Below are 13,192 nucleotides of genomic sequence, written 5' to 3'. Positions count from 1 at the left end.
TTGCTGGGTACGGATTAAGTGTATTGACCGGATTGCTATCGGCCGGATTTCGGGGCGAAAACCCTGGCGATCAGCCGGGATCCAAGGTTCAGGACCATCACCAGGATGATCAGCACCAGGGCCGCACCCCACGCCCGCTGCGATGACGGATCCGGGTTCGCCGGGGAGGTGGGGTTCAGGATCTGGGTGTAGATGAACGTGGGCAGCGAGGCCATCCAGCCGCCAAAGACGTTGCTGTTGATGCTCGTGGCGAATCCGGCGGTGACAAGGATGGGCGCCGTCTCCCCGATCACGCGGGCGATCGCCAGGGTGACGCCGGAAGCGATTCCGGAGATCGCCGTCGGGATGACCACCTTCAGGATGGTGCGCCATTTCCGCACGCCCAGGGCGTAGGCCGCTTCACGCAGCTCGTTGGGCACAATCTTGAGCATTTCCTCGCTTGAGCGGACCACCACCGGAATCATCAGGACCGAAAGCGCGACGGCGGCAACGGCGCCTGTCTTGGTGCCCGGTCCCATGACGGCGAAGAAGAAGGCTGCGGCGAAGAGGCCGGCCACGATCGAGGGGATGCCTGTCATCACGTCCACAAAGAACGTAATAGCACGCGCCAGGCGGCCGTCGTTGCCGTACTCCACCAGGTAAATGGCGGTCAGGAGGCCCACCGGGACGGAGATCAGCGTGGCCAGGAGGGTGATCTGCACGGTGCCCAGAAGCGCGTGGTAGATGCCGCCGAGTACGGGCGTTCCCTCTTCCACTGCCTTGTTGTCGAAGACCCCGGTGACGCCGTTCATGGAGCTGGTGAGGAAGCCCGGCGTGACGAGGCCTGGGACGCCGTTGACCAGCACTGTCCAGATCACGGAGATGAGCGGGAGCAGCGCGATCAGGAACGAGCCCATGACCAGGCAGGTGGCCAGCTTGTCCTTGGCCTTTCGCGAGCCTTCCACCACCGCGCTCCAGCCCACCAGGCCGGCGGCGAACAGGATGGCGGAGACGATGCCCCAGCCGAACGCGTTGAAGCCGATCAGGGCGAGGATGGCGGCTCCGGCGATCAGGGCTATCGCGAGCACCACGTACGGTGCGTACTTCGGCAGCTGGCCCTTGGTCAGGGCCGAACGCTTGCTGCGGACGGGAGTAAGGGTGGAGGTCATTTAGTTGGCTCCCGAGAATTCTTTGTGCCGCGTGATGATCCAGCGGGCAATCATGTTGACGCCGAGGGTGATCACAAACAGGACCAGGCCGGCGGCGATGAGGGTGCTGACCTTGAGGCCGCTGGCTTCCGGGAAGTTCAGGGCGATTTCGGCGGCGATGGTCTGGTTTCCGGACTGGATCAGGCTGGCGGTGAGGGCGCCGGAGGAAAGCACCAGGGCAACGGCCATGGTTTCACCGAGCGCACGGCCGAGTCCCAGCATGACAGCGCTGATGATGCCGGGGCGGGCAAACGGCAGGACCGACATTTTAATCATTTCCCAGCGCGTGGCACCCAGAGCGAGGGCTGCCTCCTCATGGAGCTTGGGGGTCTGGAGGAAGATTTCGCGGCTCAGGGATGTGATGATCGGCAGGACCATCACGGACAGGACAATTCCCGCCGTAAGAATGGTCTTGCCCGTGGCGGACGCGGGACCCTGGAAGATAGGCAGCCAGCCCATGTTCGCGGCCAGCCAGTTGTAGGCCGGTGAGATTTCCTTGGCCAGGAATGCGGCGCCCCAGGCACCATAGACCACCGAGGGAATGGCAGCGAGCAGGTCAATGACGTAGCCCAGGCCAGCCGCCAGTTTCCGCGGGGCGAAGTGCGAGATGAACAGCGCGACGCCAATGGCCACGGGCGTGGCGATGACCAGTGCGATGACCGCGGCGATGAGCGTGCCAATGACAATCGGCCAGATGTAGGAAAAGAAGCCTGCACCCCCCTGGATCTCCGCGGCGGGAGCGGTCAGGGCCGGGATGGCCTGGATCACCAGGAACAGGGCAACGCCGAACAGGACGGCAAGAATCAGGCACCCTGCTGCCAGGGTTGCTCCGGAAAAGATCTTGTCCCCTGCGCGGCCTGCGCCCTGGGAAGCTCTCAGGGAGGTGGCGGTCATTCGGCGACCCTTCGGTTGTGGTGGTGCTGAAAACTGGCGGTTACTGCTGACAAAGCCAAGTTCCCCGCCCCGCCTTGCGGCAGGGCAGGGAACCGGCGTCGGTACAGGTGCTAGGACTTGACCTTGATGGTTTCAATGGCCTTCTTGGCCTTCTCTGCCAGTGCGGCGGAGAGCGGTGCGGACTTCGCGGAGTCAGCGGCTGCCTTCTGGCCGTCCTCAGAAACTACATAGTTCTCAAAGGCCTTTACCAGGTCAACGGTCTCCTGCTTGTCGTACGTGGAGCAGACGATGTGGAAGGAAACCAGGACGATCGGGTAGGCGCCCTCAATGCTGGTCTTGCGGTCCAGCTTGATGGACAGGTCGTTGGCGCTGCGGCCTTCAACGGGCTTGCCGGCGTCAACAGCCTTGGCTGCAGCTTCGGCGGAGATCTTGGTGAAGCTCTCGCCCACCTTGATCTGGGCCACACCGAGCTTGCCGCTGACGGCAGAGTCGTCGGCGTAGGTGATGGCGCCGGGAGTGTCCGTGACGGTCTTGACCACACCGGAGGTGCCCTTGGCGTTTTCGCCCTGCAGGCTTGCCGGCCAGACGCCTGAAGACTTGTCAGTCCAGACCTCGGGAGCCGCTGCTGCCAGGTAGTCGGTGAAGTTGGTGGTGGTTCCGGAGTCGTCAGAGCGGTTCACGGGCGTGACCTTGGTGTCCGGAAGGGTGACGCCCGGGTTCAGGGCGGTGATGGCCGGGTCATTCCAGGTGGCAATTTCGCCGCGGAAGATCTTCGCCACGGTGGGGGCGTCAAGCTTCAGCTCAGTCAGGCCCGGGAGGTTGAACGCAACGGCGATCGGGGAAATGTAAACCGGGATGTTCAGGGCACCGTCAGGGCCGCAGACGGTCTGTGACGAAGCGTATTCTTCGTCCTTGAGGTAGGCGTCGGACCCGCCGAACTGTGCTGAACCGTCCAGGAGTGCCTTGCGGCCTGCACCGGAACCATCCGGGGAGTACTGCACGGTGGCGCCCTGGTTGGCGGAGGCGAAGTTGGTCTTCCAGGCGTCCATGGCCGCGCCCTGCGCGGAGGAGCCGATGCCGGTCAGGGTGCCGGTGACCTTGGGTCCTGCCGAAGTCTGGGTGCCTGCGGGCGCAGCACCCGTGACGTTGTCTGAACCGCAGGCGGAGAGCGCGAGTGCGCCTGCCGCGATAACAGCAATGGCCGCGTGGCGGCCGAAGCGGAGAGCCTTCACTTAGATGTACCCCTTCCAGGGTTATTCAGGTGCGGGAGGGCCGGAGACGCCCTGCAGCGCGATGCGTACGGTGTGTACCTTCTATGAAGTTATGGGCCGCAGGTAACGGGATGGGCTGACCAAAGTGAACGGGAAATTAACGACGGCGGCATATTGGCTTACATGTGCAGCGTCACCATTGCGCTCATCACATCTCCGGCCGTAGTGCAATGCCGGTGAATAGACTGGAACGCATGGCCATTTCAGCAGGACTCTCATCAGGCAGGCGCTTCCTGCGTGGCCGCGTCCGCACCGGACTGATCCGGAGCCGGAATTCCCTGCTCCCCGCCATCCAGATGACCGTGTGCGCGGTGGGTGCCTATGCCTTCGCCGAGTACGTGCTGGGGCATACCGGCCCGCTATTCGCAGCCACGTCGTCGCTGATTGCGTTGGGTTTCTCCCGGGAGCCGAGGCTGCGCCGGGTGGTTGAGGTGGGCCTGGGCTGCACTATCGGCATCGCCGTGGGCGACCTGCTGCTGCACTGGCTCGGTGACGGCATCTGGGTGGCCGCCGTCGTCCTGATGGTTTCCATCCTGCTGGCCCGTTTTTTGGACAGCGGCACCATCTTCACCACGCAGCTGGGGCTCCAGTCCCTGCTGGTGGTGCTGCTGCCGGCGCCCGCCGGCGGGCCCTTCACCCGCAGCCTGGATGCCGTGGTGGGCGGGCTTTGCGCCCTGTTGGTGACCATCCTCATCCCGAAGGACCCCCGGCGTGAACCACGTAAGGACGTCCAGAAACTGCTGCACGAACTCGCTGAGGTGCTGCGCGAATGCGCCACCGCGCTGGGCAACAGCGATTCCACCCAGGCATGGCATGCGCTGATCCGCGGCCGGAACTGCCAGCCGCTGGTGGACGGCATGCGCCAGTCGCTGCGCGCCTCCGGTGAAGTGGCAACCCTGGCTCCGGCCTACCGCCGGCACCGGGATGAGCTGGACCGGCTGGAGCAATCGCTGGATTTCATTGACCTGGCGCTGCGGAACAGCCGGGTTTTTGCGCGCCGGCTCACCAGCGCCATCAACCATGCCGCCCTGTCCGATGAAGCCACTCAGAACCTCTCCGAGGTCCTGCAGGACACCGCTGCCGCGATCGACGAGCTCTCCCTTGGGCTGGCAGAAACCCACGACGGCGTCCGGCGCGCCCACCTGCGCACGGCCCGGCAGGACCTGAGCGAAATCGCACTGCGGCTGCACCCGAAGCTGCTGGAGGTGCAGCGGCTGGAAGGCGAGACAGTGGTTATGCTGTTCAGGCCGCTCATGGTGGACCTGCTTGAGGCTACTGGCATGGATTCGCGCGAGGCCCGGGACATCCTGCCAGCGCTCTAGTTCTCCCGCAGTTCCGTGGTTAGGCCTGGGCCGCCGGGGAAACCTAGCGGTCGTTCACGTAGTGGACGCCAAGCTGGTCCCGGACGCCGTCAAGGAGCTGCATGATCCGCAGGCTTTCATCCCACGGCAGCAGGGGACTCTCCAGCAGCCCTGCCCTGATGCACCGTGCCGCTTCCCTCAATTCATGGATGAAGCCTTCGGTCTCTTCCGGGAACTCCTCCACCCGCATTATGCCGTCAGGGCCCTGGTATTCCAGCCTGCGGGGGCGGTAGAGGGGCCAGCCGGTCCGCAGCCAGCCCTGCGTGCCGCTGATGGTGACGGTGCCTGGGCTGTCAGATTGCAAGGAGGAAACCAACTGGGCCGAGGCGCCGTCCGCATACCCCAGTGTCACCGTGTTCTGGACGTCTATCCCGTCACTGTTGACCTGGCCGGCGGCGGCGACAGTGGCTGGAAAACCGAGTGCGCTGATGGCCCAGGTCAGCGGATAGACGGTCAGGTCCAGGAGGGCGCCGCCTCCTGCCGCCGGATCAAAGAGCCGGTGGCTGGGGTCGTAGGGTGCGGCAAAGCCGAGATCGGCCTGCACCCACCGAATGGTGCCGAAATGGCCGCCCCGGACCAGCTCCAGGGCCCGCAGCGTCGCCGGCAGGAACCGGGTCCACACCGCCTCCATCAGGAACAGCTTCCGCTCCCCGGCCAGTGACACAAGCTCTTTCGCCTCCCTGGCGTTGACCGTGAGCGGCTTTTCGCAGAGGACGTGCTTGCCTGCTTCCAGGGCCGCTTTTGCGACCTCGAAGTGCTGCGCGTGCGGGGTGGCGATGTAGACCACGTCAACCACAGGATCCTCAAAGAGCTGCTGGTAGCCCGTGGCGGCCGGCTGGTCGTAGTAGCTGGCTGCGAAGCCGTATTGGCCGGCGAACTCCTTCGCGGCGGCCTGGCTGCGTGAACTGACCGCATGCAGGACCGCGTTTTCCAGCCGGGCGAGATCGCGGGTGGCGCGGTGTGCGATCCGGCCGGTGGCCACCACGCCCCAGTTAAGAGGCGGAATCACGGATCACCAGCGACGTGGGGATCTGGGTAACCCTGTCCGCGGGCTTGCCCTCGATCAGGTCCACCAGGATCTCAGCCATCTTCTTGCCCATCTCAATGATGGGATGGTGCACGGTGGTCAGCTGCGGATTCACGGAGGTGGCAAAGGAGTCGTCATCAAACCCCACTACCGCCACGTCGTCCGGAATCCTGATCCCCCGTTCCTGGAGGACGGTGTAGGCCCCGGCAGCCATCTGGTCGTTGGCCACAAAGAGCCCGTCGATGGGTTTGCCACGCTCAAGGAGCCGCCGCATTGCCTTGGCGCCGGAGGAAAGGGTGAAGTCGCCATACTCCGCCAGGGAATCGTCCAGCCCCGAGACTTCAAGGGCCTTCCGCCAGCCGGTGATCCGGTCGACGCCGGGCGGCATGTCCTGGGGCCCGGCGATGGTGGCGATGTGCGTGCGGCCGCCCTCGATCAGCAGACGGGTTGCTCCTTCGGCAGCGGCTTCGTTGTTAACGTCCACGTAGTAGCTTCCGCCCTCGGCCAGGGGCCTGCCAGCGAAAACCATCGGGATGTAGTCGCTGACGTGGGCCCAGGAACGGTCCCCGGCATGGTGGGACACCACGAGCGCGCCGGCGACGTTGCCGCCGAGCAGGAACGCCCTGGTTTTTTCTGGTTTGGCCTCGGACGCGATGACCATGTTGAGCGTGTAGTCGGTATCGGCGAGGTGCAGTGCAACGCCTTGGACCACCGAGGCGAAGAACGGGTCGGCGAAGACCTTGGACGTGGACTCCGGCACAATCAGGCTGATGGAGTTGGGCTTCCGGCTGGCAAGGGACCGGGCGGCCCGGTTGGGGGTGTAGTTCACCGCGAGGATGGCTTGGCGTACCTTTGTGGCGATGTCCTCGTCCACGCTGGGCACGTCGTTCACCACGCGCGAGACCGTAGCCCGTGACACGCCGGCCAGCGCCGCCACCATTTCAAGGGTTGGCGCCGGCCGGCTTCCGCTCTGATCTTGCTTCACTCTTCTTCGCTCCGTGAGGTTGGACGGGCCTGGGGTTGAACGGGCCTGCGTTGTACGGGCTTTAGCCCAGCATTCCAGTTTAGGCAGGCAGTGTGGCAGGCAGCCGGGAGGCATCCCGCTTTGTGACGGCGATCAGCCGGGCGTAGGCGTGGCCGCTGTCCTTGACGGTGCGCTCGAACGAGCCATAGTCCACACGGATAATCCCAAAGCGCTTCCCGTACCCCCAGGACCATTCAAAGTTGTCCAGCAGCGACCAGACGAAGTAGCCCCGGACGTCGGCGCCCTGGTCGATCGCTTCACCGACAGCAGCGATGTGGTCCAGGATGAAGCCGGTGCGGTCAGCGTCATGCACGGCGCCGTCCGGGCTGACGGCGTCCTCATAAGCCGCACCGTTCTCGGTGATGTACAGCGGCGGCAGGGTGGGATACTCGTCGCCGAGCCGGACCAGCAGTTTCCGCAATCCGTCAGGGTTCACTTCCCAGTCCATGGCAGTCCGCGGCAGCCCGCGGCTCGGAAAGGCGATGTCCTCGGACCCGATCCATGGTGAGGCCGCAACCCGTTCTGCGCCGCCGGAGTGCCCGTCACTTCCGGCTTCGTCCGTATGCCCGCTGATGAGGTCGTCGTGATAATGGTTGACGCCCAGGAACTCCAGCGGCGCACTGATGGCCTCAAGGTCACCGGGGAGGATGAGTTCCGGCAGGCCAAACGGTGCGAGGTCGCGCAGGGTGTCCTCCGGGTAGCTTCCGCGCAGGATGGGATCGAGGAAGACCCGGTTCTGCAGGGAATCAAAGCGCCGGGCCGCGTCCAGGTCGATAGGGTCCTGCGGGTCCCGCGGAATGGAGTTGCTCAGGTTAAGCGTGATTCCCAGGTTCTTAGCTCCGCGGTCCCGCAGTGCGTTGACGGCCAGGCCGTGGGCCAGGTGCTGGTGGTGCACGGCTGCGACGGCTGCTCTTGGTTCCTGCCGGCCGGGCGCATGGACACCGGAACCGTAGCCCAGCAGCGACGAGCAGAATGGTTCGTTAAAGGTGGTCCAGTGCTGCACCCGGTCCCCGAGGGCGGTGTACACATCGTTTGCGTAGTCGACGAACCGGTAGGCCGTATCCCTGTTCGCCCAGCCCCCCTTGTCCTCAAGGGCCTGGGGCAGGTCCCAGTGGTAAAGCGTCAACCACGGCAGGATTCCCGCCTCCAGCAGTTCATCCACCAGGCGTGAGTAGAAGTCCAGGCCCTCCGGATTGGCGCCCCTGTCCCCCGGGCGCACCCGGGCCCAGCTGGTGGAGAACCGGTAGGAATCCAGCCCCAGTTCCTTCATCAGCCGGACGTCTTCAGGCATCCGATGGTAGTGGTCCACGGCGTGTTCCAGGTTGTCCCCCTTGGCCACGGCGCCGGGGATCCGGGCAAAGTGGTCCCACACGGAATCCTCCTTCCCGTCCTCATGGCCGGCCCCCTCAATCTGGGCTGCCGCCGTCGCCGATCCCCAAATGAAACCCTCCGGCCACTGCCGTGAGTACGTCGAATGTGGCATTAGCCCTTCACTGCTCCTTGCATGATTCCTGAAATGAGTTGTTTCCCTGCCAGCACAAACAGCACCAGCAGCGGCAGGGTGGCCAGCACCGCGCCTGCGAGGACCACCGAGTAGTCCACGTAGCGGGCCGACTGCAACTGGCTGAGCGCCGTCTGCAGGGTGGGGTTGCCGGCGTCGAGCACCAGCAGCGGCCAGAGGAAGTCCGTCCACGCCGTCATAAACGTGAACAGGCCCAGGATGGCCATGGCCGGGCGGGCGGCAGGGATGGCCACGTGCCAGAACGTGGAGATCATGTTGGCGCCGTCCACGCGGGCCGATTCGATGAGCTCGTCCGGAATGACGTCCACCAGGTATTGCCGCATAAAGAAGACTCCAAAAGCCGTTACCAGGCTGGGCACCACAACGGCGCCGATCTCGCCGGTCCAGCCCAGTGTCCGCATCACCATAAACAGCGGGATTATGCCCAGCTGGGTGGGGATGGCCATGGTGGCCACAACCATCAGCATGAGGCCGTTCCGGCCGCGGAACCTCAGTTTGGCGAAGGCGTAGCCGGCGAGGGTGGAAAAGCCGACTACGGAGACGGTGATGATTCCCGAGATGAGGACGCTGTTTCCGAGCGCAAGCCAGAAGGGAACGGTGTCAAAAACTTCGCCGACGTTTTTCCAGAAGTTCCCGCCGGGCAGCAATGGCGGCCACGTTTCACCCAGTGCTTCATTGGACCTGCTTCCGATCACCACCGACCACCAGAGGGGGTAGGCGGACGAAAGCAGGAACGCCAAAAGAAGTCCGTAGCTGAGGAAACCGGGGCGCTGGCCTGTTCCGAAGAACCGCTTTCGGAAGATGGCGGGTTTCGCCGGGGCTGCTTCCCCCGCAGGGGTTTTGCCTGTCGACGGCCTGGCAGATTCAGGTTTGGCGCGGTCGATGATGCTCATCTGTTGGTCCTCTCAGCACGCTTCCGGGCAGCGATTGTCCTGCGGGCAGCGCGGGAGGGCCTGCCCGCATCAGCTGTGGCGATCCGGCGGGAGATCAGGTAGTTGATAAAGCCGAACAGCACGATGATCAGGAAGAGCAGCCAGGCGATGGTTGATGCCTTGCCGAAGTTCTGGCGCTGGAAGGCCATCTCCCAGAGGTACAGCACGGTGGTCTGGAACTGGCGCTGCGATCCGCCGGCCGTGGCGGGGTCAAAAAGCCTGGGCTCCGTGAAGACCTGGAGCCCGCCGATGGTGGCTGTGATGACCACAAAGACCATGGTTGGCCGGATGCTGGGCAGTGTGATGCTGAAGAACCGCCGGACAGCTCCGGCACCGTCCAGGGCCGCCGATTCATACAGGTCCCGCGGAACGGCCTGCATTGCGGCCAGCAGGATCAGGGCGTTGTAGCCGGTCCAGCGCCAGTTGACCATGGTGGCGATGGCAACGTGGCTCGGGAACGTCTCGTTCTTCCACATCACGGGGTCCAGGCCGAAGTTCCCCAGGATGTTGTTTATCAGGCCGTACTGCTCGCCGAACATGTTGGTGAAGATCATGGCCACCGCCACCGGCGTCACGATGTACGGCAACAGGATGCTCATGCGCCAGAACGTCTTGGCCCGAAGGTTCTGGTCCAAAACTGCTGCCAGGAACAGCGCCAGTGCCAGTTGCGGAACGGCGGAGAGCACGAAGATGCTCACGGTGTTGAACAGCGAATTCCAAAAGAAGCGGTCCTGCAGGATCTCGGCGAAGTTCTCCAGGCCCACAAACTGCCCCTGCCCTTTGAGCAGGTGCCAGTCAAAGAGGCTCACGAAAAATGTGTAGACCAGCGGGAAGAGGCCCACGAGGGCAAACAGGATGAAGAAGGGAGCGACGTAAAAGTAGGGCGATGCCTTGACGTCGAAAATGCTCAGGCGTTGTTTGAACGTCGGTTTGGGTTTGGCGGCCCCAGGCGTGGCGGACCGGTTCAGCGTGGTTGTCATGGGTTCTCGCACTCCATCAGGGGGCCTCCCGGGCGGGAGGCCCCGCAAGCGGGTCTAGTTGTTGACGACCAGGTCGTTGAGGAGGCGCAGGGCTTCGGACCAGGCCTTGCCGGCGTCGGCGGTTCCGGCGTCGAGGCTCTTCAGCGCCGGGCCGAACACGTTCTCCTGGATGACGGAATCGTCCGGTCCCTTGAACTGCGCCACGACGCCCTTGGCGCGGTTGGCCAGGATGGCGCCGGTGGGTGCGTTGTTGAAGAGGACGTTGGGCGTGGCATCCTGGACCAGCTTTTCCTGGGCCTTGAGGGTGCTGGGGAAGTTATTGGCAGCAGCGGACTGTTTGACCTGCTGCTCGGGGGCTGTCAGCCAGGCGGCAAGTTTCGCGGCCTCTGCCGGGTGCTCGGACGTCTTGGGGACGGAGAGGAAGGCACCGCCCCAGTTCGACGCCCCGCCGGGGAAGACATCGGCGAAGTCCCAGCCGCTGCCGGCTCCGCCACCCGCGGATTCGAGCTGCCCCTTGATGGTGCCAAGCATCCAGCCGGGGCAGACGAAGGTGGCAAAGGAGCCGTCCACAAATGCCTTGCCGTTTCCCCAGTCCCATTGAGTCTGGTTGGCAGACAGGCCTGCAGCCGTGCCGGCCGCCAGCATCTCGAACTTGCCCTTCATCTCCTTGTTGCCGTCGACGTTGAGCTCCCCGTCCTTGGTGTAGTAGCCCTCCTCCATCTGGTTCACCATGGAGTTCCAGACGAAGCCGGACTGGTCGTACCAGGCCTTTCCGGTGGCCGCCTTGTACTGCTTGCCGAGTTCGAAGTACTTCTCCCAGGTGGCGTCCTGCCCACCGAAGAGCTTGGCAACGGATTCACGGTCGCTGGGAAGGCCCGCCGCTTCGAACAGCTTGCCGTTGTAGCAAAGCCCCTGTGGGCCGATGTCTGTCCCGTAGCCGATGACGCGGCCAGCGGGGTCGGTGCCCTGCTTGAACTTCCAATCCACCCAGTTGGCCTGGATGTCCGCGGCGCCGTGATCCTTGAGGTCAACGAACTGGTCCGAGACTTCCATGATTGAACCGAGCCAGCCTTCCTCAATGGCCACCACGTCGGTGAGCCCTGAGCCGGCCGCGAGCTTGGTGAAAGCATCCGTGCGGGCGTTTGATCCCCGGTCTATGTTGGTGGCCTTGATTGTTACCCCGGGGTTTGCCTGCTCGTACTCGGCATAGAGGCCCTCGTAACCAAACGTGCCGAACGTAGTGACAGTCAGTTCAACGGGGTTGCCCGCACCGGCGGGCTGGTCTGAACTGCCTGCGCAGCCGGTGGCGATGAGGGCCAATGCGGCCGCTCCCGCTATCGCGGCGGCGGTATTTCGTCGTGAAAATTTCACGGTCACTCCTTTGTGGGGGAAATGGCTGAGGCTGAGAGAGCGCTCTCTTGGCAGTTCCCTAACTGTAAACGTGGCGCGGATCACTGTCAAGAGAGCGCTCTCTTGGGTCCGTCATAACGCCTTGCGGGGAGTGCCTGGGTGCGGCTGCGGAGCAATGTCCGCCCCCACAGTTAGGGTGGAACCCATGGCAACAAAGACCTCCCGGGCCTCCAAGGCGCCCGCCTACAAGTGCGCTGAATGCGGCTGGACCACCGTCAAATGGGTTGGCCGCTGCGGCGAGTGCCAGGCCTGGGGCACGGTGGAGGAAACCGGCGCCGCCGTGGCCCGGACCACCGCGGCAGCCACTGTTCTTGAGCCCGCCCGCCGGATCGCGGAGGTGGACGCCACCACCGCGGCGTTCCTGCCCACGGGCGTGGATGAGCTGGATCGGGTTTTGGGCGGCGGCCTGGTGCCGGGCGCTGTCATCCTGCTGGCCGGCGAGCCTGGCGTGGGGAAATCCACCCTGCTGCTGGACGTTGCGGCAAAGTTTGCCCGCACCGCCCAGGACGTTCTGTATGTCACCGGTGAGGAGTCAGCAGCGCAGGTGAAGCTCCGCGCGGAGCGGATCGACGCCGTCGCCGAGTCTCTGTATCTGTCCGCTGAGACAGATCTTGGCCAGGCCTTGGGCCAGGTGGAGAAGATCGAGCCGCGGCTGCTCATTGTGGACTCGGTCCAGACTCTCAGCAGCGCCGACGTGGACGGCAGCGCCGGCGGTGTGTCCCAGGTCCGCGAAGTCGCCGCCTCCATCATCGCCGCGGCCAAAAGGCGAAACATGACCACCCTGCTGGTGGGCCACGTGACCAAGGACGGATCCATCGCCGGGCCCCGCCTTCTGGAGCACCTTGTGGACGTGGTGTGCCAGTTCGAGGGCGAGAGGCACTCCCGGCTCCGGCTCCTGCGTGCGGTGAAAAACCGCTACGGGCCCACGGATGACGTCGGTTGCTTTGACCTGAACGAGGACGGCATCGTGGGCCTTGCCGATCCCAGCGGGCTTTTTGTCAGCCGCACCAAGGAGCCGGTGTCCGGCACGTGCATTACGGTGACCATGGAAGGCCGCCGTCCGCTGCTGGCCGAAGTGCAGTCCCTGCTGGCCGAAAGCCCCAACTCCCAGCCGCGGCGCGCCACCAGCGGGCTGGACAGTTCCAGGGTTTCCATGCTGCTGGCCGTGCTGCAGCAGCGCGGGGGATGCCTGCTGCACAAGGATGATTCCTATGTGGCCACGGTGGGAGGCGTGAAGCTCAGTGAGCCCGCCACGGACCTTGCGGTGGCCCTGGCTGTGGCCTCGGCAAAGGCGCGGAAGCCGCTGCCCATCCGCCTGATCGCTTTTGGTGAGGTGGGCCTGGCCGGTGAGGTCCGCCCAGTGCCAGGGATCAATCAGCGCATCCAGGAAGCCCACCGGCTGGGGTTCACGCACGCCGTCGTGCCGGCGAGCCACAACGGCCCGGGCCCCATTCCGGCCGGCTTCTCCGTCCGGGAAGTGGAGCACCTGACGGAGGCCCTGAGCCTGCTGATCGGATAGGCCGGCGCGGCCTTCCTGTGTTGGTGTTGCCCCCTATATGCGGGCTGGCTGGACAGGGCCTAGTT

General features: G+C 64.6%; 11 protein-coding genes. 2 read left to right on the top strand and 9 right to left on the bottom strand.

What is annotated here, in order from left to right:
• Positions 1 to 35: 35 nt before the first annotated feature.
• The 3 genes from pstA to pstS all read right to left on the bottom strand — a co-directional run bounded on the left by pstA (position 36) and on the right by pstS (position 3,313).
• Positions 36 to 1,148 carry a phosphate ABC transporter permease PstA gene (gene pstA / locus F8G81_RS02065; protein ID WP_267277388.1) on the bottom strand — a complete coding sequence of 371 codons (1,113 nt, stop codon included), beginning with the start codon at positions 1,146 to 1,148 and terminating at the stop codon, positions 36 to 38.
• A complete protein-coding gene (pstC, locus tag F8G81_RS02060; RefSeq protein ID WP_267277387.1) occupies positions 1,149 to 2,081 on the bottom strand; it encodes a phosphate ABC transporter permease subunit PstC in 933 nt (310 codons plus the stop codon).
• Between the two features lie 110 nt (positions 2,082 to 2,191).
• Positions 2,192 to 3,313, bottom strand: a complete 1,122-nt coding sequence (gene pstS / locus F8G81_RS02055) for a phosphate ABC transporter substrate-binding protein PstS (protein WP_267277386.1) — start codon at positions 3,311 to 3,313, stop codon at positions 2,192 to 2,194.
• A gap of 233 nt (positions 3,314 to 3,546) precedes the next feature.
• On the opposite strand from pstS, the gene F8G81_RS02050 reads away from it, so the two are divergent.
• Complete coding sequence (locus tag F8G81_RS02050; protein ID WP_267277385.1) at positions 3,547 to 4,674, top strand: FUSC family protein; 1,128 nt, start codon at positions 3,547 to 3,549, stop codon at positions 4,672 to 4,674.
• A 43-nt stretch (positions 4,675 to 4,717) separates the two neighbouring features.
• Here the strand turns inward: F8G81_RS02050 and F8G81_RS02045 are convergent, their stop codons facing one another.
• The 6 genes from F8G81_RS02045 to F8G81_RS02020 form a co-directional block, all read right to left on the bottom strand.
• Complete coding sequence (locus F8G81_RS02045; RefSeq protein WP_267277384.1) at positions 4,718 to 5,722, bottom strand: Gfo/Idh/MocA family protein; 1,005 nt, start codon at positions 5,720 to 5,722, stop codon at positions 4,718 to 4,720.
• Positions 5,706 to 6,725, bottom strand: a complete 1,020-nt coding sequence (locus F8G81_RS02040) for a LacI family DNA-binding transcriptional regulator (protein WP_267277383.1) — start codon at positions 6,723 to 6,725, stop codon at positions 5,706 to 5,708. Before F8G81_RS02040 ends, F8G81_RS02045 begins: the two co-directional genes overlap by 17 nt.
• A 79-nt stretch (positions 6,726 to 6,804) precedes the next feature.
• Positions 6,805 to 8,247 carry a GH1 family beta-glucosidase gene (locus tag F8G81_RS02035; RefSeq protein ID WP_267277382.1) on the bottom strand — a complete coding sequence of 481 codons (1,443 nt, stop codon included), beginning with the start codon at positions 8,245 to 8,247 and terminating at the stop codon, positions 6,805 to 6,807.
• The gene (locus F8G81_RS02030) at positions 8,247 to 9,179 is read right to left on the bottom strand and encodes a carbohydrate ABC transporter permease (RefSeq protein WP_267277381.1); all 933 of its coding nucleotides are present in this window, start codon (positions 9,177 to 9,179) and stop codon (positions 8,247 to 8,249) included. The genes F8G81_RS02035 and F8G81_RS02030 overlap by 1 nt, the downstream gene beginning before the upstream one ends.
• Complete coding sequence (locus F8G81_RS02025) at positions 9,176 to 10,198, bottom strand: carbohydrate ABC transporter permease (RefSeq protein ID WP_267277380.1); 1,023 nt, start codon at positions 10,196 to 10,198, stop codon at positions 9,176 to 9,178. The genes F8G81_RS02030 and F8G81_RS02025 overlap by 4 nt, the downstream gene beginning before the upstream one ends.
• Positions 10,199 to 10,252: 54 nt before the next feature.
• Positions 10,253 to 11,569 carry an ABC transporter substrate-binding protein gene (locus F8G81_RS02020; protein ID WP_267277379.1) on the bottom strand — a complete coding sequence of 439 codons (1,317 nt, stop codon included), beginning with the start codon at positions 11,567 to 11,569 and terminating at the stop codon, positions 10,253 to 10,255.
• Positions 11,570 to 11,753: 184 nt separating this feature from the next.
• Between F8G81_RS02020 and radA the strand changes: the two genes are divergently transcribed.
• Positions 11,754 to 13,127 carry a DNA repair protein RadA gene (gene radA, locus F8G81_RS02015; protein WP_267277378.1) on the top strand — a complete coding sequence of 458 codons (1,374 nt, stop codon included), beginning with the start codon at positions 11,754 to 11,756 and terminating at the stop codon, positions 13,125 to 13,127.
• The last annotated feature ends 65 nt before the right edge of the window (positions 13,128 to 13,192 follow it).

Source organism: Arthrobacter sp. CDRTa11, assembly GCF_026427775.1.
Lineage (GTDB): Bacteria > Actinomycetota > Actinomycetes > Actinomycetales > Micrococcaceae > Arthrobacter.
This window is presented reverse-complemented; position numbering and strand designations above follow the sequence as displayed.

Coding starts and splice junctions, on each gene's coding strand:
- radA (WP_267277378.1), top strand. CDS start 11,754: ATGGCAACAAAGACCTCCCGGGCCTCCAAGGCGCCCGCCTACAAGTGC.
- pstA (WP_267277388.1), bottom strand. CDS start 1,148: ATGACCTCCACCCTTACTCCCGTCCGCAGCAAGCGTTCGGCCCTGACC.
- pstC (WP_267277387.1), bottom strand. CDS start 2,081: ATGACCGCCACCTCCCTGAGAGCTTCCCAGGGCGCAGGCCGCGCAGGG.
- F8G81_RS02035 (WP_267277382.1), bottom strand. CDS start 8,247: ATGCCACATTCGACGTACTCACGGCAGTGGCCGGAGGGTTTCATTTGG.
- F8G81_RS02025 (WP_267277380.1), bottom strand. CDS start 10,198: ATGACAACCACGCTGAACCGGTCCGCCACGCCTGGGGCCGCCAAACCC.
- F8G81_RS02050 (WP_267277385.1), top strand. CDS start 3,547: ATGGCCATTTCAGCAGGACTCTCATCAGGCAGGCGCTTCCTGCGTGGC.
- F8G81_RS02030 (WP_267277381.1), bottom strand. CDS start 9,179: ATGAGCATCATCGACCGCGCCAAACCTGAATCTGCCAGGCCGTCGACA.